The 25265-nt window shown below is 48.1% G+C and carries 33 protein-coding genes; 17 read left to right on the top strand and 16 right to left on the bottom strand.

Annotation, left to right across the window (positions count from 1 at the left end; genetic code table 11):
* Window positions 1-25 precede the first annotated feature (25 nt).
* Window positions 26-613, bottom strand: a complete 588-nt coding sequence (locus AC0YN3_RS08090) for a GNAT family N-acetyltransferase (RefSeq protein ID WP_475774597.1) — start codon at window positions 611-613, stop codon at window positions 26-28.
* A 310-nt stretch (window positions 614-923) separates the two neighbouring features.
* Between AC0YN3_RS08090 and AC0YN3_RS08085 the strand changes: the two genes are divergently transcribed.
* Window positions 924-1280, top strand: a complete 357-nt coding sequence (locus AC0YN3_RS08085; protein WP_475774596.1) for a YtxH domain-containing protein — start codon at window positions 924-926, stop codon at window positions 1278-1280.
* Window positions 1281-1284: 4 nt separating this feature from the next.
* Complete coding sequence (locus tag AC0YN3_RS08080; protein ID WP_475774595.1) at window positions 1285-1425, top strand: hypothetical protein; 141 nt, start codon at window positions 1285-1287, stop codon at window positions 1423-1425.
* Window positions 1426-1502: 77 nt separating this feature from the next.
* Here the strand turns inward: AC0YN3_RS08080 and AC0YN3_RS08075 are convergent, their stop codons facing one another.
* The 3 genes from AC0YN3_RS08075 to AC0YN3_RS08065 are packed head-to-tail and all read right to left on the bottom strand — an operon-like array spanning window position 1503 to window position 3219.
* Window positions 1503-2285, bottom strand: a complete 783-nt coding sequence (locus AC0YN3_RS08075; protein WP_183559469.1) for a sigma-70 family RNA polymerase sigma factor — start codon at window positions 2283-2285, stop codon at window positions 1503-1505.
* The gene (gene rsbW, locus AC0YN3_RS08070) at window positions 2282-2722 is read right to left on the bottom strand and encodes an anti-sigma B factor RsbW (protein ID WP_475774594.1); all 441 of its coding nucleotides are present in this window, start codon (window positions 2720-2722) and stop codon (window positions 2282-2284) included. The genes AC0YN3_RS08075 and rsbW overlap by 4 nt, the downstream gene beginning before the upstream one ends.
* A 38-nt stretch (window positions 2723-2760) precedes the next feature.
* A complete protein-coding gene (locus AC0YN3_RS08065; RefSeq protein ID WP_475774593.1) occupies window positions 2761-3219 on the bottom strand; it encodes a DUF948 domain-containing protein in 459 nt (152 codons plus the stop codon).
* 140 nt (window positions 3220-3359) lie between these two features.
* On the opposite strand from AC0YN3_RS08065, the gene AC0YN3_RS08060 reads away from it, so the two are divergent.
* On the top strand, window positions 3360-6119 hold the full coding sequence (locus AC0YN3_RS08060; RefSeq protein ID WP_475774592.1) for a response regulator: 2760 nt from the start codon (window positions 3360-3362) through the stop codon (window positions 6117-6119).
* Complete coding sequence (locus AC0YN3_RS08055) at window positions 6116-6982, top strand: CheR family methyltransferase (RefSeq protein ID WP_475774591.1); 867 nt, start codon at window positions 6116-6118, stop codon at window positions 6980-6982. Before AC0YN3_RS08060 ends, AC0YN3_RS08055 begins: the two co-directional genes overlap by 4 nt.
* 81 nt (window positions 6983-7063) lie before the next feature.
* On the opposite strand, the gene AC0YN3_RS08050 is transcribed toward AC0YN3_RS08055, so the two are convergent.
* The 6 genes from AC0YN3_RS08050 to AC0YN3_RS08025 form a co-directional block, all read right to left on the bottom strand.
* Window positions 7064-7501, bottom strand: coding sequence for an ATP-binding protein (locus AC0YN3_RS08050; RefSeq protein WP_475774590.1), 438 nt, complete (start codon window positions 7499-7501; stop codon window positions 7064-7066).
* Complete coding sequence (locus tag AC0YN3_RS08045; RefSeq protein WP_475774589.1) at window positions 7498-7830, bottom strand: STAS domain-containing protein; 333 nt, start codon at window positions 7828-7830, stop codon at window positions 7498-7500. Before AC0YN3_RS08045 ends, AC0YN3_RS08050 begins: the two co-directional genes overlap by 4 nt.
* A 79-nt stretch (window positions 7831-7909) precedes the next feature.
* Entirely contained in the window at window positions 7910-8524 is a 615-nt protein-coding gene (locus AC0YN3_RS08040) for a hypothetical protein (protein WP_475774588.1), read from the bottom strand.
* Window positions 8525-8654: 130 nt separating this feature from the next.
* Window positions 8655-9791 carry a SpoIIE family protein phosphatase gene (locus tag AC0YN3_RS08035; RefSeq protein WP_475774587.1) on the bottom strand — a complete coding sequence of 379 codons (1137 nt, stop codon included), beginning with the start codon at window positions 9789-9791 and terminating at the stop codon, window positions 8655-8657.
* Between the two features lie 149 nt (window positions 9792-9940).
* Window positions 9941-10339, bottom strand: coding sequence for a YflT domain-containing protein (locus tag AC0YN3_RS08030; RefSeq protein ID WP_183559488.1), 399 nt, complete (start codon window positions 10337-10339; stop codon window positions 9941-9943).
* Between the two features lie 59 nt (window positions 10340-10398).
* Window positions 10399-10563: a DUF1328 domain-containing protein gene (locus AC0YN3_RS08025; protein ID WP_138755342.1), complete on the bottom strand. Its 165-nt coding sequence runs from the start codon at window positions 10561-10563 to the stop codon at window positions 10399-10401.
* A 232-nt stretch (window positions 10564-10795) separates the two neighbouring features.
* Here AC0YN3_RS08025 and AC0YN3_RS08020 point away from each other — a divergent pair, with 232 nt between their 5' ends.
* The 6 genes from AC0YN3_RS08020 to AC0YN3_RS07995 all read left to right on the top strand — a co-directional run bounded on the left by AC0YN3_RS08020 (window position 10796) and on the right by AC0YN3_RS07995 (window position 15941).
* Window positions 10796-11677 carry an alpha/beta fold hydrolase gene (locus AC0YN3_RS08020; protein ID WP_475774586.1) on the top strand — a complete coding sequence of 294 codons (882 nt, stop codon included), beginning with the start codon at window positions 10796-10798 and terminating at the stop codon, window positions 11675-11677.
* A 109-nt stretch (window positions 11678-11786) separates the two neighbouring features.
* The gene (locus AC0YN3_RS08015) at window positions 11787-11957 is read left to right on the top strand and encodes a hypothetical protein (protein ID WP_183559492.1); all 171 of its coding nucleotides are present in this window, start codon (window positions 11787-11789) and stop codon (window positions 11955-11957) included.
* A 154-nt stretch (window positions 11958-12111) separates the two neighbouring features.
* Complete coding sequence (locus AC0YN3_RS08010) at window positions 12112-12789, top strand: GntR family transcriptional regulator (protein WP_475774585.1); 678 nt, start codon at window positions 12112-12114, stop codon at window positions 12787-12789.
* A gap of 21 nt (window positions 12790-12810) precedes the next feature.
* Entirely contained in the window at window positions 12811-13902 is a 1092-nt protein-coding gene (gene uxuA / locus AC0YN3_RS08005) for a mannonate dehydratase (protein WP_475774584.1), read from the top strand.
* Window positions 13899-14753 (top strand): SDR family oxidoreductase, encoded by an 855-nt coding sequence (locus AC0YN3_RS08000; RefSeq protein ID WP_475774583.1) that lies wholly within the window; start codon window positions 13899-13901, stop codon window positions 14751-14753. Before uxuA ends, AC0YN3_RS08000 begins: the two co-directional genes overlap by 4 nt.
* Window positions 14754-14975: 222 nt before the next feature.
* The gene (locus tag AC0YN3_RS07995) at window positions 14976-15941 is read left to right on the top strand and encodes a serine hydrolase domain-containing protein (RefSeq protein ID WP_475774582.1); all 966 of its coding nucleotides are present in this window, start codon (window positions 14976-14978) and stop codon (window positions 15939-15941) included.
* 165 nt (window positions 15942-16106) lie between these two features.
* On the opposite strand, the gene AC0YN3_RS07990 is transcribed toward AC0YN3_RS07995, so the two are convergent.
* Entirely contained in the window at window positions 16107-16394 is a 288-nt protein-coding gene (locus AC0YN3_RS07990) for a 4a-hydroxytetrahydrobiopterin dehydratase (protein WP_475774581.1), read from the bottom strand.
* A 112-nt stretch (window positions 16395-16506) separates the two neighbouring features.
* Between AC0YN3_RS07990 and AC0YN3_RS07985 the strand changes: the two genes are divergently transcribed.
* The 3 genes from AC0YN3_RS07985 (at window position 16507) to AC0YN3_RS07975 (ending at window position 18143) form a co-directional block, all read left to right on the top strand.
* Window positions 16507-16992 carry a YfbM family protein gene (locus AC0YN3_RS07985; protein WP_475774580.1) on the top strand — a complete coding sequence of 162 codons (486 nt, stop codon included), beginning with the start codon at window positions 16507-16509 and terminating at the stop codon, window positions 16990-16992.
* A gap of 39 nt (window positions 16993-17031) precedes the next feature.
* Window positions 17032-17544 carry a hypothetical protein gene (locus AC0YN3_RS07980; RefSeq protein ID WP_475774579.1) on the top strand — a complete coding sequence of 171 codons (513 nt, stop codon included), beginning with the start codon at window positions 17032-17034 and terminating at the stop codon, window positions 17542-17544.
* Between the two features lie 74 nt (window positions 17545-17618).
* On the top strand, window positions 17619-18143 hold the full coding sequence (locus AC0YN3_RS07975; RefSeq protein WP_475774578.1) for a hypothetical protein: 525 nt from the start codon (window positions 17619-17621) through the stop codon (window positions 18141-18143).
* Here AC0YN3_RS07975 and AC0YN3_RS07970 read toward each other — a convergent pair.
* Both AC0YN3_RS07970 and AC0YN3_RS07965 read right to left on the bottom strand, forming a co-directional pair.
* Entirely contained in the window at window positions 18140-18703 is a 564-nt protein-coding gene (locus tag AC0YN3_RS07970; RefSeq protein WP_475774577.1) for a nucleotidyltransferase family protein, read from the bottom strand. The genes AC0YN3_RS07975 and AC0YN3_RS07970 overlap by 4 nt on opposite strands.
* A 185-nt stretch (window positions 18704-18888) precedes the next feature.
* A complete protein-coding gene (locus AC0YN3_RS07965; protein WP_475774576.1) occupies window positions 18889-19251 on the bottom strand; it encodes a VOC family protein in 363 nt (120 codons plus the stop codon).
* A 185-nt stretch (window positions 19252-19436) separates the two neighbouring features.
* Here AC0YN3_RS07965 and AC0YN3_RS07960 point away from each other — a divergent pair, with 185 nt between their 5' ends.
* On the top strand, window positions 19437-19979 hold the full coding sequence (locus AC0YN3_RS07960) for a TraR/DksA C4-type zinc finger protein (RefSeq protein WP_475774575.1): 543 nt from the start codon (window positions 19437-19439) through the stop codon (window positions 19977-19979).
* 33 nt (window positions 19980-20012) lie between these two features.
* On the opposite strand, the gene AC0YN3_RS07955 is transcribed toward AC0YN3_RS07960, so the two are convergent.
* A complete protein-coding gene (locus AC0YN3_RS07955; RefSeq protein ID WP_475774574.1) occupies window positions 20013-20543 on the bottom strand; it encodes a hypothetical protein in 531 nt (176 codons plus the stop codon).
* A 328-nt stretch (window positions 20544-20871) separates the two neighbouring features.
* Here AC0YN3_RS07955 and AC0YN3_RS07950 point away from each other — a divergent pair, with 328 nt between their 5' ends.
* Window positions 20872-21891, top strand: coding sequence for a Leu/Phe/Val dehydrogenase (locus tag AC0YN3_RS07950; RefSeq protein WP_475775103.1), 1020 nt, complete (start codon window positions 20872-20874; stop codon window positions 21889-21891).
* 207 nt (window positions 21892-22098) lie between these two features.
* Here AC0YN3_RS07950 and AC0YN3_RS07945 read toward each other — a convergent pair whose 3' ends face one another.
* Window positions 22099-22971: an SDR family oxidoreductase gene (locus AC0YN3_RS07945; RefSeq protein WP_475774573.1), complete on the bottom strand. Its 873-nt coding sequence runs from the start codon at window positions 22969-22971 to the stop codon at window positions 22099-22101.
* Between the two features lie 169 nt (window positions 22972-23140).
* On the opposite strand from AC0YN3_RS07945, the gene AC0YN3_RS07940 reads away from it, so the two are divergent.
* The gene (locus tag AC0YN3_RS07940) at window positions 23141-23545 is read left to right on the top strand and encodes a winged helix-turn-helix transcriptional regulator (RefSeq protein ID WP_475774572.1); all 405 of its coding nucleotides are present in this window, start codon (window positions 23141-23143) and stop codon (window positions 23543-23545) included.
* A 152-nt stretch (window positions 23546-23697) separates the two neighbouring features.
* Entirely contained in the window at window positions 23698-23955 is a 258-nt protein-coding gene (locus AC0YN3_RS07935; RefSeq protein WP_475774571.1) for a hypothetical protein, read from the top strand.
* Between the two features lie 79 nt (window positions 23956-24034).
* Here the strand turns inward: AC0YN3_RS07935 and AC0YN3_RS07930 are convergent, their stop codons facing one another.
* Window positions 24035-25261 carry a M20 metallopeptidase family protein gene (locus tag AC0YN3_RS07930; protein ID WP_475774570.1) on the bottom strand — a complete coding sequence of 409 codons (1227 nt, stop codon included), beginning with the start codon at window positions 25259-25261 and terminating at the stop codon, window positions 24035-24037.
* Between the last annotated feature and the right edge of the window lie 4 nt (window positions 25262-25265).

Genomic DNA, 25265 nt, shown 5'->3' with positions numbered 1-25265 from the left:
TGATTAAACTATTGATTGCGCAAGCTTAACCGCCTACCTGTACCCTGCCCCTCCCGCTCCCGTTTGCAACAAGAACGGCCTCTTGCGGATAAACAAGCCACTCGTAGCGTTGCTTGTTGCGATACATCTGCTCCATGTCGAATAAAACCGGAACTACGTCATCGCCCTTATAAAATATTTTCTCTCCCACCTTCTCCAAAGGAACCTGGTATGAAATGCGAAGCGCCCGCAGAAATATCGGCTCGAGCAGCGAGACGAAATATTTCAGCTGCAGCTTCTCGGCGATATAAACGGCCGAAGAAAGCAAATCGGAAAGATAATGCCCGCGGTACGGTCTCAGCAGCGCCATTTTGTCGATTTCCGCGACGGCACTGCCGGCATCGATAACTTTTTGGTTCTTTTGAAATGGCCATGCTTCATTAATAACGCTCGAGGTTAAGCTGTATGGCTTAATCTCGGACGTCCCTACATAATGTCCTTCTGCCGTCACAACGATGAATTTCTCAAGAGTCTGTTCGGAAAATTCAAGTTCAAAGCCCTTCTCCATCCAGACCGTAGTCCAGATGCCGTTAAACATAGCCAACTCCAGCTCGTTCTCCACTTTTTTAAACATGATTTTTCTCCTTTATCTCTCTAATTTCTCGCAGGTTTCTTTGAAGTTAAATTAGATGTAGGCAAACTTTTTATCGGAATACTGTACGCAATAATTTACCATTTTCACAGAAATAACATATGGAGCTCCCCTTATTATTCCTAGTGCAAAAATGAGAATTTGAAACAGATCGTAACATCCCCGCTTGTTAGTTGTCAATAATTCCCTGTTTACTTTGTTTCAAAATTCGACCTTCCGTTTATATATAACTAAGAAATCCATAAACGTTGATCATTCAGATCGACAAATAAAAATTGAGGAGAGATGACAAATGTCACGAGAAAACTCTAGTAACGGCGTATTGGTAGGCGCAATTGTAGGAGGTGCAATCGGTGCCATTTCGGCTCTGCTTTTTGCACCAAAAACAGGTACGGACCTTCGCGAGGATCTGGCAAGCAAGTTTAAGGCTATCAGCGAAAAAACAAGGGATATCGCCACTACGGTCGGTCATACCACCAAAGATCTGGCTACGACTGTCGGTCAGAATACGAAGGATCTGGCGACCAACATTAAGGACGAGGCAGGCGATCTAATCGACCATGCCAAAAAATCAAATCAAACGATCATGGACAACTTTTCCTCTAAGAAGGAAGATGTCAAGGACGAGCTTGCCACCACTGGGAGGTAATGATATGAAAGCCGATCTTGATGTAACGACAAACTCGATGGCCCCCACCGAGGAAGAAATGGTTAAGCTCGGCGAGGATATGGAAAACATGGACACGAACGCTGAGGTTATCGAGAAAGGCTTGGTTCCCGACCCGGCCCAATAAATACACAGTAAATCACCCTCTCCATCATCAAGATGGAGAGGGTGATTTTTTGAAACCTATTTAGAACGAAAGAACGTTTACGTACCGAATTCCGGCTGATGATCGGCCAGCAGAAGTTTAAGCTTCTCGATTGCGCGCTTCTGGATGCGAGAAACGCTCATCTGCGATACCCCCAGCTGGTCAGCGATGTCACGCTGCGACTTGCCATTGTGATAGGCAAGCAGCAGCACCGTCTTCTCTTCCGATTTCAATTGGTCAAGCGCCTCCTCCAGATCAAGACGATTATCAACGTTCTGATAATCGTCTTTGTCTGAGCCGATAAGATCGCCTATCGTAGCGGCGCTTTCCCCTTCGCTCGACAGCGGCGTATCAAGCGAAACATAGTGATAGGATTCACGGCAAGAGAGCACTTCAATCGTCTCTTCCACCGAAAGCCCTAAATGGGCCGCTATCTCTTCCATCTTAGGCGAATGCCCAAGTTCGACGGTTAGGTGATCGATAGCCTGCTGGATGAGCAGGCCCTTTTCTTTGATGCGTCTAGGTACCTGGATATACCAAGATTTATCTCGCAAATAGTTTTTCAGATGCCCAATGATACTTTTCATCGCATAGCCCTCAAACGGGATCTCCCGCGAGCTGTCAAACTGCCTGAATAAGCGGAGCATGGACAGCTGGCCGACCTGATACAAGTCCTCGTACAGATCGGGACGGCTGCGTGACATTTTGGAAGCTGCCATCTTTACGATTGGCTCATAATGCTGCAGCAGCTCCGTTGCGATATCATTGCAATTCGTTTCCTGATATATTTTCATCTTTGCAATTGTTTCTTTCGGATCCAGGAAGGATGAATTCGCGTTCATGCCATCTCCTCTTTCCTACCAAATAGCTTGGTGAGAATCACCTCTGTACCTCTCTCGGAAAACACTTCCACCTTGTCCATCAATGCGTGCATCATGAAAAGGCCGAGTCCGCCAGCGGTTATTTCGCTTAATTCCTTGTCATGGAGCGTAACGGATTTGTTGTCGGCAGGCTCGTATTTAAAGCTGCTTCCCTCATCCTTGATGCGGATAGAAATTCCGTTTTCCTCAATCTCAAAGCTCAAATCGATAATACCGGGCTGTGCATTGCTGTAGGCATGAAGCACGACATTCGTGCACGCCTCCGTTACCGCTACCTTCATATCTTCGATCTCCTCGTAGGAGAACCCTGCTTTGTTCGCGATGCCAAACAATGTAAGTCTGACAATATCGATAAATTCGGCTCTTGCCGGTATCGTCAAATGAATAAATGAGTTCATGGTTTATTCTGTCCTCTCTTGTATGTTCCTATTATACCTCATATCTTTTTAACTTTATTCCACACCCTAATCGTTGATATGACGCCATCATACAATGAACTAATCATGCTGGGCTCGCCTGCCGGTTTTTTGCCATGTCCCTTGATGGTAGCTACTACGCTTGCAGCCGATTCTTTCGCCGCGCCCGTAAACGAATGTAGGGCATGTCCCAAATCGTTAACCGAAGCAAACAATATATCCAACGAGCTTAGCTTTGTCCGCACATCCAGCGTCATTGCATTCGTATTATGAATAGCCTCCTTTACTTCAACGCTTATTTGCGTTACTTCTGTCCGGAGCGAACCAACGGTTTGACGCATCTCATCCAATGCTCCCCGAAGAACCTTCAACGTTTGAATGAGAGAGTACAGAAGAACTAGAAACGCGACTGCTATGACTGCAATACTGATTTGCATTAACAAATCCATTCTCATCACTTCCTTACTTTCTTTTTTCATTAGTTACCCGCTCCTGGGCTGTTTGAAACAACCAACTCGATTGCCGTTCCAATGGGACGGAAATTGTCCTTTCTCTTATTCGTGGTATAATGATAGAAACAGTAAATAGATATTCATTCATATAAAAGGAGCCTATTAAATTGCGTAATCTACGGTTAAATATTAGGTGGAAAATATTAATCGGCTATTTCTTGATCATCTGCTGCGTTGGCGCTTCTATCCTAGTCGTCAGTAACCGAATAACTTCGTTGCAGCTCGAGATTGAGAGCATTACCAGCCGGGACATAGAAGTACACAATCTGATTACTACCCTCAGATACAATGCGGTGAGCATGGAGACTAGCCAGCGCGGGTTTGTCATCACCGGAACCGAGAATTACCTCGAACCTTATACCCGAGGGAAATCAGAATGGGAAGCCAACTATAATACGCTCTACCAATACCTTTCAGATGACCCGAGCTCTAGCAAAAGCTTGGAGGAAATCAAAATTACGATCCAAAATTGGATTTCCGAAGCCGGTGAGCCGACGATTGCCATGCGCAAAGCGAACAATACGCAGGGCATCATCGACTTTTTCAATGAAGACACGGGCAAACAGCAAATTGATGACCTCCGTATCCAATTGGAGACTCTGCGCCAAAAGGAAATCGCATCCACCAAAAATCATATTCTCGATCTAAAGAACCGCAATGACATATTAATTATTAGCTTATATCTGATGTTGATTATCGTATCGATTGTTTCGTTTATTATCGTATCTTACGTATCCGGCACGATTGTCAAAACAATAAAGGATGTCGTAAAGACCATTTCCGAGATTGCATCCTCAAGCGGGGATCTGTCAACAAGGATAAAGGTCAATACGCGCGATGAAATTAAAGATCTTGCCGAAGCAACCAACCAGCTGCTTAGCAATCTAAACGGCCAATATTGGATTCAGGAAAAGGTGGCTGAAGTGGCCACGATGAACCAAGGCATCAATGATATTCCAACATTAGCGAAGTCCTTCCTTGCCAAGCTTGCTCCTATGCTTGACGCGGCCTATGGCGTGTTTTACATCCGCACAGGTACGGGCGATCAGCAGCGGCTTGTGAAATCCGCCTCCTACGCCGCGTACGGCGACGAGGCAGGACATGCAAGCTTCCGGCTGGGTGAAGGCTTAATCGGGCAAGCAGCGCTTGAGAAACGGACATTTTTATTAAATTCTGCTCCTGAGCATAAAGTAAGCCTGCAATCGGGGCTCGGCAAAGTAGAGCCAAAAAGCATTCTAATCATCCCTTTCGAATTCGAAGGAAAGGTAGCAGCGGTTGTTGAGTTTGCATCTGTGGAATCGTTCACCTCTCAGCATCTGAAGCTGCTTGAACAGCTCGAAAGCCATTTCGGCGTTGCGATCAACAACGTACAAGGCCGCATGGAGGTCGAGCGGCTGCTAAGCGAGTCACAAGTACTTACGGAAGAGCTTCAAACCCAAACGGAGGAGCTCCAAACGCAATCCGAGGAACTTCAGATGCAACAAGAGGAAATGCGCATGACAACCGAACATTTGGAAGAGCAGAACCTGTTCGCCGAGCAGAAAACAAAGGAATTGGAAAAAGCGAAAGAAGAGCTTGAAACGTATTCGGAGCAGCTGCGGCGCAGCTCGCAATACAAATCAAACTTCCTTGCCAATATGTCGCATGAGCTTCGTACGCCTTTGAACAGTATTCTTATCCTTTCCCAAATGCTTGCCGAGAATGGGAACAACACGCTTAATTCGGATGAAGCTGGGTATGCTAATGTGATCCATACTTCAGGCAATGACTTATTAGCGCTCATCGACGATATTCTTGATTTATCCAAGGTTGAGGCAGGTAAGATTATATTGACGATGGACGAAGTGAATGTCAGTGAAATACCTGAGCATATGCGCCTTCTCTTCAATCCCGTTGCCGAGAATAAAAGCTTGAATTTTGATATCCAGCTTGGAGCCCGCGTGCCACAAGTTCTTTATACAGACGGTCAGCGGCTCCAGCAGATTCTGAAGAACCTGTTGTCCAACGCTATTAAATTTACGGAATCCGGATCGGTAGCCATGAATATTCAAAACGCTGACCCGAAGGACGTACAGAAGTATATCCCAGACCAGATCGACAAGCATGTATTAGCTATTTCCGTTTCCGATACGGGAATAGGCATTCCGCAAGACAAGCAGCAGCTTATATTCGAAGCCTTCCAGCAGGTAGACGGCGAAACGAATCGCCAGTATGGCGGCACCGGTCTCGGCTTGTCCATCTGCAACGAGTTCACGAAGCTTCTACGCGGACGCATTATTCTGGACAGCACCCCGAACAAGGGAAGCGTCTTTACGCTTTTTGTCCCAAGTCTTCCCGATATGGAGAAAGAGCAGCTCGTCACTCTTAATCAAGAGGTTGCATCGACTGTGGAGACCAAGCTTGAACCTCCCGCGGTTGTTTCCGCACCGGATATCGTAGATTATGCCGTAACGGATGCTAATGAGTACGAAGGCCCTTTATTCAAAGGCAAAAAAATACTGCTCGTTGAGGATGACTCACGCAATATATTCGCGCTTGTAAAGGCACTCGAGAACAAAGGCATGATCGTAACCGTAGCCAATAACGGCAAGCAATGCTTGGATGTAATTAGCAGGCAGACCGATTTCGATTTGGTTCTTATGGATATCATGATGCCGATCATGGATGGTTATGAGACCATGAAGGCGATTCGCCTTGACTCAGCCATCAAACATACGCCTATTATCGCGCTGACAGCCAAAGCCATGAAGAGCGACCGCGAGAAATGCCTGGATGCCGGCGCATCCGATTATATTAGCAAACCGCTAAATATGGACCAGCTCTTCTCGCTTATGCGGGTCTGGCTGACAAAGCAGGTGGGACATTGAATCCAGCATCACGCGAGGATACAGAAGAAATAGATGAATTATCATTCAGCGAATTGGAGCAAATCGAAATCGGTCTGCTCCTCGATGGCGTATATCAAGTGTATGGCTTTGATTTCAGGAATTACTTGCGTTCCTCGCTTCGCCGGCGCATACAGCACCGAATGAACCTAGAAGGCCTAAGTACGATTACCTCCTTGCTGGAGAAGGTGCTCCACGTGCCGGGCTTTATCGAAAAATTGCAAAATGATTTCTCCATTAAAGTGACGGAGATGTTCCGGGATCCGAGTTTCTTTTCCGCTTTTCGAAGCCAGATTGTCCCTTTTCTACGCGAGCTGCCTGAAATCCGTATCTGGCATGCCGGCTGCGCAACCGGAGAAGAGGTTTATTCGATGGCCATCCTGCTGCTGGAAGAAGGCTTGCTGGATAAGACAAAAATTTACGCAACCGACATGAACGAGCAGGTCATTCAGAGTGCAAAGACTGGCAAGTTCCCGCTTAAACGCATGCAAGCCTTTACGAAAAACTATTTGCAGGCTGGAGGCAACAAGGAGTTTTCATCCTACTATACGACGGATGCCGAGCATGCGATGTTCCACCCATCTATTAAACAGAACATGATGTTCGCACAGCATAATTTGGCTACGGATCGTTCGTTTAACGAATTCCATGTTATTTTATGCCGCAACGTGCTTATTTATTTTGATTCGCAATTGCAAAGCCGCGTTCACGATTTATTTTTTGAGAGCTTAGCTGCCCAGGGCTTCTTGGCTTTAGGCAATATGGAATCGATCATCTCCCTACACAAAGCGCAGTATGAGGATATTAACGCACCAGAACGCATTTTCAGGAAAATGAAAGTTTGACCGCATGAATGCTTAAACAACAAAAGGGAAATGACGTAATAGCGTCATTTCCCTTTTGTTGTTTAAGCAGCAAAGCATGGTCTAATGCTCTGCCGCAACATCCAAATATTTGGTTAGAACGACCTCGGTACCGCTCTCGGAGGCGTTTACCTCCACCTCATCCATCAGCGCCTGCATAAGGTAGATGCCTAACCCGCCAACGCGGAGCCCGCTGACATCCACCTCTGGAAGAGGCGATGCTTTCTCAAGCGCTTCGCCGGCAAACGCAGAGCCACCGTTGTTTTTCACTTTAATGGTCAGGCCGGAATCCATAGGCTCGAAGCTAATGTCGATGACGTTGTCGGTTTCATGGTGTTCCCCGTGAATGACTGCATTGTTGCAGGCTTCCGACACGGCAACCTTCATATCTTCCATTTCCTCATATGCATAGTTCATTTTTGATGCGATGCCAAAAAGACAGATTCTGACCATATCGATATAGTCCGCATGGGCCGGTATTTGTAAGCGAATGGCATTCATGCTTGAGCCTCTGTCCCCTCTATTAGATATCGTGAAATCCCTGTCAGATCAAATAACCGTTTGACGGCAGGCGGTATTTCGCGTACGAAAAAAGGAGCCTTCAGCTCGTCGCGCAGCTTCAGCACCGAAACGATGATGCCGATACCGGTACTGTCGATATATTTTAATTGTTTGAGATTTAGGATCAATGCTTTGTCCGTGCGGTTCATAACCGGTTCCAAAGCCGTTCGCAGCTGGGGAACCATGGACAAATCCAACTCACCGCTGACATGAAGAATAAATTGGTCTAGTGTTTCTTCTTGAACTACTTGAAATTGCTCAGCCTTCATTTCATTCACTCCGCTCGCGTTTGTTTAATAAATAGCTTATCAAGTTCCTGCTGATTGTACAAGCTGTACAAACGAATGCCTACATCGAGGCACTATGGAAATAATGTATGGACGTCAGCTTATTCGAATCGACATCGATGAATAGCTTCAACAATGCATCGCCTCGTTCAAATACGATTCCATCCTCTGTCTCATAGTCCGGTTGTCCCAGTGCCTCTTCTAACGCTTTAACCGTTGCAGCTAGCTGAATACCGTCAATGATTATCGTCTGGGCATCTCCCGGAATTTCTAGCGAATACAGCATTCCGTCGCTGAAGACAATCGCCATATTCGGATACTGGTACGTGTACAACTCCTTGAGATAAGGATCCTCGACGATTTGCTCAGGCTCCCCAAGCTTCTTGATTACGGCGCTCGGGTCATCGAAGAGAGTAATTTCGTTCACGCTTTGAAGCTTAAAGCTTGGTTTTACGGGTTCCTTTACCTTCGTTGCTTCTACCGAATAGGTCGTATTCGCTACGGTTGCGGGAGGCATAGAAGCTGTTTCTATTTCATGGACTGGCCGAACAGGCGAGGGCGCTTCAACGGTGCTTTCAACCAGCGATTGCTTATAACTCGTAGCAATCGGAGCCAAGCCACCGGAATAAGCAACGATTCCTCCAATCAAACAGCCAATTAAAATAAAATTCTTCATATGGTCTCCCTCCTATGCGGGAATGTCCTTATTGTTTCACTTATTTATGTATAAACCAATCCGAAGGGTTTGAAACAGGCAAATGATATTTATTTAAATAGAAAGATGAACCCGCTCAGCGGGTTCATCTTTATTTGGTCGTAATCATGACTACGCAAATATCATCCTTCTGGCTTTCATTGTTAAATTCCGAAACAAAATCACTCACTATCGCCGTGTGCTCGCATACTTCCTCACCGCGCAACCGTTCAACGAGCAAATTCAGCTTAATATCTTCATTCTCGCCAAGCGCTTCGCTTAATCCATCCGTGTATAGAAATAGCTTCATTTGCTTTTCGTACGCAAAGCTGCCTTTTCTGATGTCGATATTTTGGAATAAGCCAATCGCACAACATCCCTCCGTCAGCAAAAGCTCATCGCCGCCCGTAATTACTTTTCCTGGCGGGTGTCCCGCATTTACGTACTCGACTACTTTCTTATCTGTATCGATTACCATATAAATAGCCGTGAAATAATAGTTCAGCAGCTCTTCCTTCTTATACAGCTGGTTCATGTAGCGATTCAGCTCATGCATGACTAGATCGGGCTCCGTAATGCGCATAATCGTATCTTTCAGTACCGACGATATGTACATGCATACAAGCGAGGAAGAAATGCCATGGCCCATCATATCGAGAAGAATGACGCCATAACGGCTCTCATCTATGCGGTACCATGCATAAAAATCGCCGGCCAGCTCCGAGGAGGGCTGGTAGACCGCGCTTACCGTTATATGGTCGTCATTGATAGGCTGGCTTAATACGTTCCGCTGAACTTTTTTGGCAAGCTCCAGCTTCGTCTTCATCTGCATGTCTCTCTCTTTGTGCCAATCAATTTCCCTCTTCAATCGGAGAGAGGAACGAATGCGGGCTAGTAGCTCCATCTTATTGATCGGTTTCATGACATAATCGCTCGCCCCGGCATCGAGCGCTTCTGCCATCTTGTTCGAATCGCCTAGCGCCGTAACAAATATAATGGGTACATCCTTATATCTCTCTACCTGCAATATGCGCTTGCATGCCTCCAGCCCGTCGATCTCAGGCATCATCATATCCATGAGAATAAGATCGACGTTCGTCTCTGCCGTGCAATCGCTCTCGATGTCCAGCATATTGTACAGTTCCATTGCCGAGGAGGCTATTTTCAAATCCTCATAGCCTTCTTTGTTCAATATGGCTTTAATAATAATCTGGTTTGTAGCGTTATCGTCTACGATTATAATACTCATATCTAGGCTCCTTTAACTCCAATACCTTCTACTCATATTTTGAGCGTAACCGCAAGGAGAGTCAACTTTTTATAGGAAAATAGACCAATAAAGACCTACCCTCGCGGATAGGTCTTGAATTGTCGTTATTCAAGCAGCGTCTCTGGCTCTTAAACAACGTAATGAGGATAGTAGTAAACGGCCGGGTCGAATTCTTCGCCCGTATACTCCTTGCCGCCCCATGCGATAACGAGAATTTTATCTTGGTCCAGCTCGCGTTCAAGCCGCTGAGATTCTTGCTCGGATATGCCAAGCGACCTCATCTTAGCGCGGAGCTCATCCCCGTTGGAGCGGAAAATATTCGCAATCGCCGAACCGAAGCCTTCCTCGGCTACCCCGATTTTTTCGGCATCCGTGTTTTCCACGATCCGTTTCGTCCGATCCTTGTCATGAGTGAGAACGAAGATTTTGTCCTTATGGTATCCTTCGGTTTGGAATTTATAGACCTGTTCCTGTACCTCAACGACATTATTGACCGTGTGCACCTTAGTATTCGATAGATTATTCATGTTAATTCCTCCTATTATTTTCATATTCGTTTTGCATGATCTTCATTGCAGGGGCCTCGTTAACTGACCCGTCTTCTGCCTACGATAAGCGATACGATAAAGAGTACGATAAACACGACGAACAATATTTTCGCTATACCAGCTAACGCGGAAGCAATTCCGAGAAAGCCGAATATGCCAGCGACAATTGCAAAGATGAAAAATAATAATGCCCATCCTAACATTGGAATCATCCTTCCCTCTTCATTCTGTTTTTGATTGCTTGTTTTGCTAACTTGTCATGTTATTAACCAGTGCCAGTACCTTTGAAACAGCCGAATTTCAGGCTTCACATGCTCATACGCAGCTATTAATGAAGAAATAAATATAAGCTTTTTTCTTGTGTTTCAGATGCCATGGATGAGGTTAAGAGAGTACACCAAACAAATCGAAAATAGAAAAGGCTGGTGATGATCGATGGAAAAGCAACGTGTTCACGTTAACGGCATCGATTTAGTCTATGAAGAATGTGGAAGTAGTAATGGGAAAGCGATAATATTGCTCCACGGCTTTTGCGGCTCATCGGGGTACTGGTCAAAAATATGTCCTTTGCTTAGCGAGCAATATCGCGTCATTATGCCAGACCTTCGCGGTCACGGTGGTTCCTCGGCCCCCGAAGGAACGTACACCATGGATGTAATGGCTGATGACATCGCAGAGCTCTTGGCAGCGCTTCATATTGAAAAAGTTGTCATGTTCGGCCACTCCTTAGGCGGTTATGTTACGGCTGCCTTTGCTGAGAAATATCCAGACATGCTGTCCGGCTTCGGCCTTATTCATTCAACCGTCATGCCGGATTCCGAGGAAACGAAAGAAAAGCGCTTGACCGATATCGAAGCGATTCGCGAGAAAGGGATTTCCAAATACCTTTATGGCATCATCCCGAACCTTTTTACGGACGACAAGCTTGCCGAACTGCGCAGCGAGGTCAACGATCTCATAGGCGTAGGCCAAGAGATGGAAGCCCGCGCCGTCATTGCAACATTAGAAGGCATGATGCAGCGCCCTGACCGCAGCCATGTGCTGGCAGAGGCTAAATACCCGGTACTGCTTGTCGCAGGTGCCGAAGATGCCGTCATCAAGCCGGACGACACGTTCACCGTGACGAGCCTTGACCAGCCCGAAACCACCTACAAATATCCCCATATTCTCGAAACAACCTTCGAGGATGTGGCGCATATGAGCTTAGTCGAGGTATCCGATCAGCTTGCCCGGGTCATGTCCACTTATTTGAAAACATTGGATGAGCGTGAGAAGACGAGAACCGAAGGAAAAAAAGAGCTGCAAACGGAGAAATAAAGGAAATAAAAGTGCTGACCTGTTTCATAATCACAACTAACGGGTAAATAACAATGTGCGGATAACCCCCTATCTATCCGCTACCAAATAACTGGAGGTGCTAGCTACTATGAGCCAGACAAAGAATAGTACGGATACTTCTTATCGAACGGGAGAAATTGTAAAGCATGCTGGGACTTACATTTCAGAATCAGGCAAGGAAAATAAGCTGCAAGAGGGAGAAAGATTCCCTGCTTGTCCTATTAGCGGTAATGAAACAAATTGGAGTAATGCCGATTAGCGTAAAATAACGGAAATGAATCATATCGAAGGGCTGCCCCGAGAGTAGAAATTCTACTTTCAGGGCAGCCCTTCCGTCGTTTTGTGTATTTCCTATTTCCTAGCCCTCAACTTGTATGGTAGTATGGTAGTGTAAATCCGAAAGGAATGAGTGCATGAATTTCAATCATCGCCCGCAGCCGGTTACTACTAGAGATGCTGTCTATATGGAGCTCAAAGAGCAAATATTAAAGCTTCAGCTGCCCCCTGGCACGCCGCTTTCGGAGAACGAAACCTCGCTTTTGTTCAAGGTCAGCCGCACGCCTGTCCGGGAAAGCTTTCTTAGGCTTGCCCAAGAAGGCCTCGTACAGGTGCTGCCCCAGCGCGGTACCTTCGTCTCCTTGATCGATACCGCACTCGTAGAGGAAGCGCGCTTTATGAGAGAACAGCTGGAGAAGGCAGTTATCCTGCTTGCCTGCAGCCATTTTCCCCAGGCTTCGCTGGATGCCCTTGAACAAAACCTGCTTGAGCAGCAAGCATGCGTCAGCAGCAAGGATGATAAGAGCATGTTCGAGCTTGATGAGGCTTTCCACCGCATTTTGTTTGATGGATGCAGCAAAATGAATATTTGGTCGATTATGCAGCAAATGAACGCGCATTTGAACCGCAGCCGCATGCTAAGGCTCGTTGACGACCATGATTGGAAGGATCTCTTCGAGCAGCATGTCCGAATGGCCGAAGCCATTAAGAAGCAGGACGGCACACGCGCGCAGCAATTAATGGTCGAGCATCTCAGTTTGAACATCGCCGATCAAGCACTGCTGAAAGAGAAATATCCGGACTATTATAAGTAACCACTAGGAGGATCACCCAGCATGCAAATGACATTCAGATGGTTTGGAGAAGGCAATGATACCGTACCTCTAAGCTACATTAAACAAATTCCCGGCACGGACGGCATCGTCTGGTCGCTGCATGATGTACCGGCAGGCGAGGAATGGCCGATTGAGCGAATTATGGAAGTAAAGCAGCAAGCGGAGCAAGCCGGTTTGCATATCGATGTCGTTGAAAGCGTTAACGTACATGAGGATATTAAGCTCGGGCTTCCCTCCCGCGACTTGTACATCGAGAACTATAAACGGACGATCGAGAAGCTCGGAAGCGTCGGAGTCAAAGTGATCTGCTACAACTTCATGCCGATTTTCGATTGGCTGCGAACCGATCTTCATAAGGCGATGGGCAACGGAGCTACCGCTTTGTTTTACGAGAACAGCCGAATTGCTAACGCCGACCCCTTTCAATTAGTCGAGGAAATCAATGCGAACTCCGCCCTTACGATGCCTGGCTGGGAGCCCGAGCGGCTGCAGCATCTGACTAGTCTATTCGAAGCGTATAAAGGCGTCACGGAGACGCATTTGTGGGAAAATCTTCGTTATTTCCTGAATGAAATTATACCCGTCGCTGCACGCAGCGGCATTCGAATGGCCATTCATCCGGATGATCCGCCTTGGCCCGTGTTCGGCTTGCCGCGAATCATGACCTGCCAAGAAAACTTCAGAACCTTTTTGAAGCTTTATGACAGCCCCTACAACGGGATTACGCTTTGCAGCGGGTCGCTTGGCGCCAATCCGAGCAACGATATTATCTCGATGATTCATGAGTTCGGGGATCGCATCCCCTTTGCCCATATCCGCAACGTGCGTGTATATGAAAATGGCGATTTTATCGAAACCTCGCATCGAACGCAGGACGGCACAGTCGACATCGCCGGCATCGTAAAGGCTTATCACGACATCGGATTTACCGGTTATGCCCGGCCTGATCATGGCCGACATATATGGGATGAGCAATGCCGGCCTGGCTACGGTCTTTATGACCGCGCGCTAGGAATCATGTATTTGTGGGGACTATGGGACGGTTATGTGCATGCAGCCGCATCGAGCAAAGTTACGGAGGCAAAGCCATGACCCTATTTCCGAAGCATGAGTCACTCCATGGAAAAGTTGTTGTCATTACCGGCGGTGCAGGCGTGTTATGCCGGGTTATGGCGCTTGAGCTTGCCCGTCAAGGCGCAAGCATTGCAATATTAAACCGTACGCTCGAGAAAGGGAGCGCGGTTGCCGAGGAAATTAAAGCAGCCGGCGGCATCGCGATCGCTGTGGCTTGCGATGTTACGAGCGCAGAAAGCACCCAAGCGGCCGGTGCTGCCGTGTTGGGCGAGCTTGGCCCTTGCGATATCTTGATTAATGGCGCCGGCGGTAACCATCCGAGCGCGAATACGACGAATGAGACCTTCAAGCCCGAGCATCTTCATGCGCCGGATACGACTACTTTTTTTAATCTTAGCGTGGAAGGATTCCGCAGCGTCATGGATCTTAACTTCGTCGGCACGCTTATCCCTACCCAAGTATTCGCAGAGCAGATGCTGGGTCGCCAAGGCGCCGCCGTCATCAACATCTCTTCCATGAGCGCTCCTTCTCCAATGACCAAAGTGCCGGCTTATAGCGCTGCCAAAGCAGCCATCGTCAATTTTACCCAGTGGCTGTCCGTGCATCTCGCGGAGTCTGGCATTCGGGTCAATGCCATTGCACCAGGCTTCTTTCTAACGGAGCAGAACCGCAAGCTGCTCTTGAACGAGGACGGCTCTTTGACCGAGCGTTCGGGTAAAATCATTTCCCATACGCCTATGCGCCGCTTCGGCAAGCCCGAGGACCTTCTTGGCGCTTTGCTATGGCTCGCAGACGAAACGACGGCTGGATTCGTAACGGGGACAACCATTCCCGTCGACGGCGGGTTTCTTGCCTATTCCGGCGTTTAAACATTACGACAGCAGCAGCCGAAGAGTTGGATTTCAAATCTTCGGCTGCTGCTGTTTAATAGCATGTTTGTTTTGCTTATCCTATATGCTTCATGTGCATCTACAAGGTTTTTTTAGCTGATACTCCGAATGGTTCCTACTCCGAAGAACTTGATCCCCTCCTTTCTTTGAGCTATTCTTAATTTACTTTTGTACATAAACGAGTTTAAAGGAATGGATGGCATGAACCTATCTGAACTATCATCTGCGCTTGAACCTATAGACTTAAGAAGCTGTCTGATTACCCATAACGGCCGGATGCTGTTTGAGCATTACCGAACTCCATCCATTTCGGCAGAAACCGCTAAAATTAACTCCTGCACCAAAAGCATTCTGTCAGCTCTGATTTGCATTGCCATGGATCATGGGATCATACCCGATCCGCATACAAAGGTTAGCGATTTTTTCCCGCAGCTTCTCGGGGATCCCGATCTCCGGAAACGGGAAATCACGCTGGAGCATCTTTTGACGATGACAGCCGGCATTAGTTGGACCGAGTTCGGCGGGCAAAAGTCGTTTCCGCGAATGACAAGATCCGATGATTGGGTTGATTTTGTATTACAGCAGCCTATGGCCGACTCTCCCGGAACGCGCATGGAGTATAGCTCCGGCGTATCCCAGCTGCTATCTGCCATCCTAGTGCAGCGATCTGGCATGCCTACTGCCCGTTTTGCCGAGGAGCATCTATTTTCCCCGCTGGGCATCGTAGATTATAAGTGGGAAACCGATCCCCAAGGCATTCATACAGGCGGATACGGCTTACGGCTGCGTCCGGCGGATATGCTCAGCTTCGGACAATTATACCTTCAGCAGGGACGTTGGGGACAGCGCCAGCTGATTTCCAGTTCCCGTGTGGTTCGTTCCGTACAGCCATACATACTCGTAAGCTCGCCGAACCCCTGTTTTTACGCCTGGCATTGGTGGACAGAAACCTTCATTGCGGATATAGGCGAAAAAATGGCCGGCTCCGCACCGTCGAACTCTTTTGACTGCTATTACGCCAGAGGATATGCCGGTCAGTTCATTTATAATGTCCCCAGCATGGATATCGTTGTCGTTCTCACCGACGATAAACGGAAAAAGGATCGGCATCCATCCCATGTATTCCGTGATTTCATCGCTCCGCTGCTGCTCAGGAATTTGAAATAAGCTGCCGAACAAATATTCAGGTACATAATGGATGATAACCGCTTCGACATGGATGTTCATTATATATTCAGCTTTTCACATTTAGAAAAATAGTGCCCCTTAAGCAGCTCATTGATCTGTTTAAGGGGCACTATTCCTATTCGCTACCGCGCCTTTTCCCCATGCCTATTCCAAAGCGTATTCGTTGTTGAAAGCTTCAGCAGCCTGAAAATCCAGCGCTGTAAGCCCGCCTCCCCGCCATGTCGTCAGACGAAGCGTAACTATTTTATAATCGATAGCAATAAAGGGGTGATGATTGAGCAGCTCGGATGCTTTCGCTACCCGGTCTACGAACGCAATGGCGTCCGTAAAAGCATCAAACCGATATTTCTTCGTTATCCATTTGCCATCCTCACGCTTCCATCCTTCGTTTGCTGACAAGCCTTCCTCTATTTCAACATCCGTTAGCTTCATTTCCAGCTATCCCTCCTTCATTTAGGTCTATTATACGATAAGCGATCAGATTCAATATGGTATAATTCGGATATTAATATATGGGACATTCATAGAAGGAGAGGTATTAGAAATGGGAATGATCGGATACTTGCAGCAGCTTCCAATCACACAGCTCGATTCGCTTATTGCTCGCGTTGACGAGCTTGGCGGCGTAATCATACACGAGCCGTTCGAGGAAGAGGTGCTCGACATCGACAAAGCTTGGCATGGCATTCATTTTCTGCTTAATGGCAGCTCCTTTGGGGGAGAAGAGCCTTACGTGAATGTCATACTCGGAGGCACTCCTATCGGAGCGGACGAGGGCTTCGGGCCAGCGCGGTTTTTAACGGCAGAGCAAGTGAAGGACGTCTCGGAAGCTCTCGTACAGCTAAGCAGCGACGAGCTTAAAGCACGTTTTGATCCCGCCGGGCTTAGCGCCGAATCGGTTTATCCGTCCGGCTCGGACTGGAATGATGAGGATGACAAAGAGTACGTGCTCAGCTACTACGCAGCAGTCGCTGACTACTATAGAAGCGCAGCGAGCAAAGGCTACGGGATGCTGCTTTATCTGCTTTAAGCTCTTTGATTATCGCAATGAGGAAGAGGAGGAATCGCTTTGCCTGAAACAAGCCATGCCGCGTATTATTTCGAAGATGACGGACGCATTCCGAACCATCCGAGCTATCCGCTTATCGTTTATAGAGGCGCTCTATCCGATCATACCGATGAAATAGAAGCTGTTTTCAACAGGAACAATTGGAGTAACAGCTGGATCAATGGCGTGTACGATTTCCACCACTATCATAGCAACAGCCATGAAGTGCTCGGCATATATAGCGGCTTTGCAGATCTTCTCATAGGCGGCGAGCAAGGCCGGACCTTTGCCGTGCAAGCAGGAGACGCGATTCTGCTTCCTGCCGGGACTGGCCATAAGAGATTGAAAGCGAGCAATAACTTTAAGGTCATTGGCGCTTACCCGAATGGGATGAGTTACAATACGAGGCGCGGAAGTCTAGCAGAACTCTCCGCTGATCGAATCGAAATCGCAAAGGTGCCGCTTCCTGACCGTGACCCCGTATACGGAACGGTCGGTCCTTTATTTGAGTTATGGAGCAATAAGCATCAATAGTCCTCATCGTATCAATCCTTTTCGGAATCCTTTAAGATGGATGTCTACAATCAGAATAAAGGAGCGGTTGGATCATGTTGGCAACCATGCAACGCAAGGTTTTTGAAACGATGGATGATCAATCTTTACTATCTGCCTGCTTCACGCCACTGATCCAAACATATAAAGAGGTAAGCAGCAAAAACGAGAATATAGCCGGTTTTTATGACAAGTTGACCTCCGGTCAACAAACCTTATTTATTTTCAAAACCTATTATAGTCATGTTATAGAGTCGGTACAGGAGCTATACTGGTGGAGCGCTTATTTTCTGGCTAACGGGGCGAGATGGACTGCGCTTAACGAGAAGATACTGGGGCTAGGAGATGCTGAATTATTATCACTTTTACAAGACGTTGAAACGATGCTTCGCACCCGCAACCATCCTATTCTTCTGGCTGACATTACCGATATATCCCGTGCTGACCTGGAAACGGACACTGATCTTCGTATTTACTTCGAGTCTGCCTATATACGCTTCACCCAAGTCAGCGTTGGAACAATGGAGCGCTTAAGCGCAGCTATTCGCCATTCGCCTGAATCGTTTGTAACCTGGAGCTAGATGACCGTTACCTTATTCCATTTTTCCTTCAACTTCTTTTGAATGATTCGTTTTTCATAAATAGCTATACGGTCCCTGCAAGCCGAGAAAAAAGGGGTCGGTTTAACGATCATTTGAAGGACGTCGTCTATTCCACACGGAGCAACCAGTACAAGATCGCCTTGGTCGTCTAGCTTTAGGCCTAAAGCGGTCGCGGTTTCTGGAAACTTTGAAATGGCGTCAACAGAAGACAAATAAGGCGGAATGTTGTTCGCTAGATGCATTCGCGCCTGATTTTTGACGGACCAAGGCACGTATGGCATCCATTGTTTCAATTGGCATTCATGTTGTTTCTCGGCACCCTCGTCTTTATTCGACGCATCGTAATAAATGAAATCCACATCCGAAAGAGGCGTGCGTTCCGTAAACCCATGAAGCGTATCCCATATCTTAGAACGCACAAAACCTGCACAAACCCACCAGTCAGGGAGGTTCAACGATTGGGACGCCCTCAGGATGTCCATCATCCATTCATCAGCAAGAATAAGCCGAATAATATCCTCTCTGCCTTTAAGCAGCATATTGCCTCCCCCTTAACAAGAACATATATTCCCATCACATTAAAGGTGACTGGAGTTGTAAAGCTTGTCCTGCATTCTTTCCAATACCGAACTGATCCGTGACCCAGCCAAACCTCTGGCTGAACCCGTAGTTCCCAATCGGCTGTACCTCAACGAATAGCCGTTTTAACTCGTTTGCGCAACCTTCATTTCTTTGCTTCGGATATATGCCAGCACACGCCTGCGAGATCTATTAGAATGATCTCACGCGTTCCCCAAGGGCGCATTGCCGGTTCATTTGCCTTAACGGGATAGTTTTTCTCAACAATAACGGTTTGTATATGTTCCCACCAACCATCTAAATCCTCAACGACCAGCTCTACCATGTAATTTTCTTGGAATTGCTTATTGTGGAAATTTTGCAGAAAGAACTCCTGATCCCCCGCTCGATAGATGCTCAACCCATCGTCAGAGTAGATTTTCTCAAAACCGATATCTTCAAAGAAACGCTGTGCTCGTTTATAATCTTCGCCTGATGGGATAAATGGCCGAAGCTTCGTGACTTTCATAAGATCCCTCCTCGTTATTAGATCTAAGCAGCAGCATATTATCCCCAAGAGCTGCTTATTTTCACACAATTATACATCTAACTCTTTCAAAACACATCCTTTCCTATATGAGTTGGCGAATGATATGCTTCATTTCCCGGCGTTCGTGGTAAGTAAGAGAATGAAACTTGAAGGGAGCGAATGCAATGGAACAGTTGACTGATACGCAATTGAGAGATTTGAAGCATATGCTCATGGAGGAACAAAACGAGCTATCCGCTCATTTCGTAGGGAGCGAGGAAGCCAAGCGCAGCATCAACGGCCTGCCTGCCGCTGATACGGGCGAGCTTTCCTCGTATGATAATCACCCCGCCGATCTTGGAACAGAGACGTTCGAGAAAAGCAGGGATATGGCCATTGATGAAACGCTGAGCGGACAGCTTGACGAGGTGAACAGTGCACTCGAGCGGATAGAAGAGGGGCAATATGGCAGCTGCGACATTTGCGAAGCACCTATTCCCTTCGAGCGGCTGCAAGCCGTTCCTACCACGACGCGCTGTATAGAGCATGCCGAACATGCTGGAATTGCAGATGCTAGGCCGGTGGAAGAACAAGTCATGACCCCGCCGCCAGCCGGTGCCGGGGCGGGAAGGCAGAAGGCGGCTGGCCACTTCGATGAAGCCGATGCGTGGAGCTCCGTGCAGCAATATGGGAACGCCAGCGATACCGTAAAACCCGATGCGGATTAGCATCGGGTTTTTCTTGGCTTATTAACCGAGCGATTATATCAAAAAAAAACGAACGAGACCTAGAATCGCAAATCCGAAAAGCACGGTACCCCCGCCGATTCCCGTTATGGCACTCGTAGCCACGCCAAGCCTTTTGGCCAGCCATATGGAAAGGATAGAAATGATGACAAGCAAGGTACCCAACGCATATAGGCTTGAATCCTTGAATATATCCTTTAACCAGAAAAAATGAATGCCCACGATAAACAGAATCCATGGTGCTACATAATCGGTTTTTTTGAATTTAATGAAAAGAAACGCACCGACTGCAGCTAAAAAGAACTCGATGAATACGAATATTAAATAGCTCGTGAATGTGCCGGAATCGGATAACGCCGTAGCCTCCTGCCAATTTGTCACGCTTAAATAGATACCCACAAGGCTGACCAATAAAGGCAATGCGGATGCCATTCCAATATACTTGCGCCAGCTGCTCCGTGGATTCTCCTGTGCCCAACCAAACCAACAAAATCCAAACATGCCAAAGATCGCCGCATACATAGCATAATCCCTCAAGTACTCCATTTAAACGCTCCCCTCACGCTGCTCGTTTTCAGCTGCTGCCTTGCAGCCTTTCTTCAATTATGCCTTCCTCGGCCTACTCCAACTGGAACCAATCATAACAGAACTTCAGAACCTGCCCCTCTCACCATCCAAACACCTCGGCCGGCATTCCTTTGCCCGGGAGTCCTCCTTTAACCTTATTCGTTGCCCCCTTTCAGAATTCGTGCTCCTCCTGGTAGCCTAAGATAACGCGGCATGTCTCCCATGTGCCATCGACCGCTAGGCTTGAATATGCTGAGAGCAGGAAGCACGGCAAACCTGCTTCAAAGGAGGAGTCAACTTGAACCTAATGAACCAAAATTATGAGCAGCTCATCTTCCTCCAAGACCGTTCAATTGGCTTTAAAGCCATTATAGCGATTGACAATACGAAGCTTGGCCCCGCTCTTGGCGGCTGCCGGATGTGGCAATACGCAAGTGACGAGGCCGCTGTCTTGGATGCGCTTCGGCTTGCGCAGGGCATGACGTATAAATCTGCCGTATCCGGCATTCCTTACGGTGGCGGAAAGGCAGTCATTCTCTCCCATCCCGATCAGGGGCCGCGGCAATTGCTGTTTCGAGCATTAGGCCACAAAATCGATGAGCTGCAGGGCACTTACATTACGGGCATGGATTTGGGAACGACCGTCTCCGACATGGATTGGGTTCGTTTTGAAACGTCGTTCGTTACGGATACATCCGGCTCACTCGGCGCAGTGAACGAGCTTACCGCCAAAATGACTGCTTATGGCGTATTCCTAGGCATACAAGCATCCCTTAAGCGAGCTTATGGCAGTGAATCCATTCAACACAAAATCATTGCCGTCCAAGGTCTAGGGAAAGTAGGCTTCCAGCTTTGCCGCTTTTTGAAGCATGCCGGGGCTAAGCTGGTTGTCTCGGATATTAATCCAGCTCGGTTGCGTAAAGCCGTCGAAGAGTTCGGCGCAGATCCGCGCAAGCCCGGCGACATCCTATCCGTGCCCTGCGATGTGTTCTCCCCTTGCGCGCTCGGCGGGATTTTAAATGATGCTACTATCAGTAAGCTTAACTGCACGATCATTGCAGGCGCTGCCAACAATCAACTGCTGGAAGCCCGGCACGGCAAGCTCCTGCATGAAATGGATATATTGTATGCGCCCGATTATGTCATTAACGCGGGAGGCATAATCGTGACCTCCGTTGAGCTCGAAGGCGGCAATGCGTCTGCAGCGCAAAAGCACGTTGAGCGGATTGGCGATACCCTTACGCATGTGTTCCATACGTCGGACGCGCAAGGCATTTCTACAGCAGCTGCGGCAGATTGGATCGCCGAGCAGCTGCTCGGGCGCTAAATACATGAAGCTGCACTAGCAATCATGTCACTGCGACAGCCGTATTTGTAGCTGTGCTCTCACAGGCTGTCGCTGAATGATTTATGCCTAAGCCAAGCTTCTAACAATATGCTTACATAATCATCCAAATAAAACAAGGACCCAGCTCCAATTGGAGTTGAGCCCTTGTTTTATTGGTTCATGCAAGCTTCTGCAATCCGATTCGGATTAAGACTGAAGCGATTGTCTCACGATATCCTCAAGCGGGGTTAATGTGCCGACAAGCTCCCTTAAGTCATCCGAGGTTTGTGACGTCTCCCCATCCGCTACGCTTTGGTTGATTGCCGCCACCATGATGGCTACGCCCTCCGGCAAACCTGCCTGAAGAAGTAGGGCTTTCTGCTCATCGAATGAAATCGGATTGTATGCGACAGCCTTGCCGGATACCTTAGCGATTGCTGCAGCAAGCTCTTCAAAGCTCCATGTCGAATCCGTTGCAAGGTTATAGATTTGGTTCTCATGTCCTTCTTCCGTCAACACGACGGCACCAGCAAGCGCTAAATCGTCACGGCTTGCCGTATGCACGCGTCCAGCTCCAGCATTCGCAACTAACGCTCCGAATTGAACCGCTGCACCGACGCTTTGCGGACTTACGAAAACATCTGTGTAAAGCGGATTTCTCAGGAACGTAAACGGAACGCCCATCGTGCGGATGATGCCCTCCGTAAGCAAATGGGTCGCAGCCAGCGAAAGCTTTGAAGTCTCCGCGAATGCATAACCATAATACGCAATATGGCCAACGCGAGCGTCCTTTGCCGCTTTGGCCACATTCGCATGCTGAAGAATTCGAAGGGTTTCGTCATGAGCATCCGGGCTCGGTACGAATAGCAGCTTGGACGCGCCCGCAAAAGCCTTCTCAAGCGATTGGCGGTCGTTGAAATCGCCATAGCGAACCTCTACTCCAAGCCCGGCTAGGGCCGAAGCTTTCTCCACGTTTCTTGCAACGGCTATAATTTGGCTTGCAGGAACCTGGCGGTTAAGCAAATGCTTGATAACGAGACCTCCAAGCTGTCCAGTAGCACCCGTGATAACAATTGACATTGCTGAATCATCCCTTCATGTATAGATTGGAAAGCCAAGCACAAAAAAGATATACGGCTCGGCAGTTATTTGCTAGACTCTAAATATATTAGATACTTACGATATTAACAAGTACGCTTATTTTTCGTATATAGTACTAAAAAACATACTATTGGAGGATTACTCACACATGGCGAAGTATGGAGAAGATTTCATGAAATGCCCTATGTTCACCGCGCAAAGCCTGATCGGCGGGAAATGGAAGGTCTTTCTTTTATGGGCGCTGCATGACGGTCCTAAACGGTTTAGCGAAATGCAGAGGCTTCTTCCGGAGGTAACCCAATCGATGCTTACTAATACGCTACGCGATCTGGAGAAAGATGGATTGGTTCATCGTGAGGTTTATCGCCAAGTACCGCCGAAGGTTGAATATTCGCTCACCCCGATCGGTGGCAAATTAATGCCGATTCTCCAGCTCCTGCTTGGCTGGGGCACGGAATACATGGAGCATATGGGAACGCTTGACCTCGAGAATAGCGGTCTGGATCCTGCCCGTTGGGCAGCGATCAATAAAGGCATGGCTCAGTTACAGTAACCTGCGCACGTAGATGTTCTCTCCCTTTCTCCTATCTATCAAAAAATAGAAAAAGGCGGTTGTTCCCCCTGAAAGCGCCGATGCATAGGAAACAAGCCAATCATATAAATAGATGTACCGGTTTATCGCTATGAAGGGAAGCTGAGGCAACTATGGGCTGCTGCATCGGGTATGTCATTATTATAAAAAACGAAGGTAGCGTTAATTTTGGCAATGCTAGAATTTTGGAGACGAACGTAGAAGAGCAAGCGGAGGAAACCGCATCCGGAGGTGAAGAAACCGTATCAAGCGAAGAAGACGTTGATACGGCTATTCTAACAGGGAAGCAGTTGAAGAAAAAGAAGCGGAGCAGGCGCAGGAGCACGGCTGCGGGCCTAGTGCGCAGACAGCGCCAGAAATGGAAGCGATAGAGATGGGTCAAGCTTTGGAGCTTTGGAGCTATATGGCTTTGAAACTTTGGACCGAATAAGGGCTGTCAGTATCCAGCCATTAACCCTCTAAGCCGCCGGCAAGCGTATCCGCCACGATTTGCACGAACAGCTTCGCGCCTATGACAAGCGTACTCTCATCCAGATCAAACTTAGGGTGATGAAGCGGATGTATAATCCCCTTCTCCTTGCTGCCTACGCCGATCAATACCATCGCTCCAGGCGCATGGTCCAAATAGTAGCTGAAATCCTCACCGGCAAGGCTAGGCTTGTCCAGCAGAATGGATCTGCCCTTGCCGACTATCTTTTCGCCGGCATGCCATGCCAGCTCGACAGCCTTAGCATCGTTAATCAATGCTTTCCCCATGCGAAGCCTTACCTCGCATTCCCCTCCAAACCTTGCGGCGCATGCCGCCGCACAGCTTTCAATGATGCCCTTTATTCGTTCGACCGTCAGTGGCTCGAAAGCGCGATACGTTCCTTCTATTTCACTCGTTTCGGCGATAGCGTTAATAACGGTGCCGGCCTGCAGCCTGCCAAAAACAAATGCGGTCGGCTCGAATGGATTAACGGCACTGGCTACCGCGGCGCGCGACTCCACGGCAAAGTGTGCAGCCATCAGCAATGCGTCCGCGGCAAGATGCTGCTCGCCGTGATGGCCTGAACGGCCTTGGAACGATACTCGGAAATGCGTCGATGCAGCCATGGCATAATGACGGTGAACTGCGATTTGCCCGGCAGCCAGCTCCGGCCATACATGGAACGCAAAGACGGCGGACATATCATCCGCCGCTCCGCTCTCTACCATATCGCGGCCCCCGCTTAACAATCTTCCGTCAAGCGGGCTTTCAACCGCTCCCTCCTCTGCAGGCTGAAATACGAAACGCACCGTTCCGGCAAGCTGGTCGCGATGCCGGCTTAAGCCGAAAGCCGCAGCCAGCAGCATCGTCATATGGGCATCATGGCCGCAGGCATGCATCTTCCCTTCCATGCGTGAACGATATTCCACATCATTCCGCTCTTGGATAGGAAGAGCATCCATATCGGCGCGCAGCAGCAGGCTTTTTCCCGGTAAACGGCCTCGCAGCTCTCCAATGACGCCTTTTCCGAAATGGTTGCCGACATTGCGCTGAACTTCCAGGCCATATTGCTCCAGAAGCTCTGCGACTCGTTCGGAGGTTCGCTCAACGCTATACAACAGCTCAGGCTGGCGATGGAATTCTCTTCTTAGCGCAATCCAGTCCTCTTCCCTTTCGTCAAGCAGCGTATAAATCGGACTCGTATCCATGGGA

Source organism: Paenibacillus sp. J22R232 (assembly GCF_056269165.1).
The sequence above is the reverse complement of the archived record's forward strand: the minus strand, read 5'-3'. Positions and strand labels throughout refer to the sequence as shown.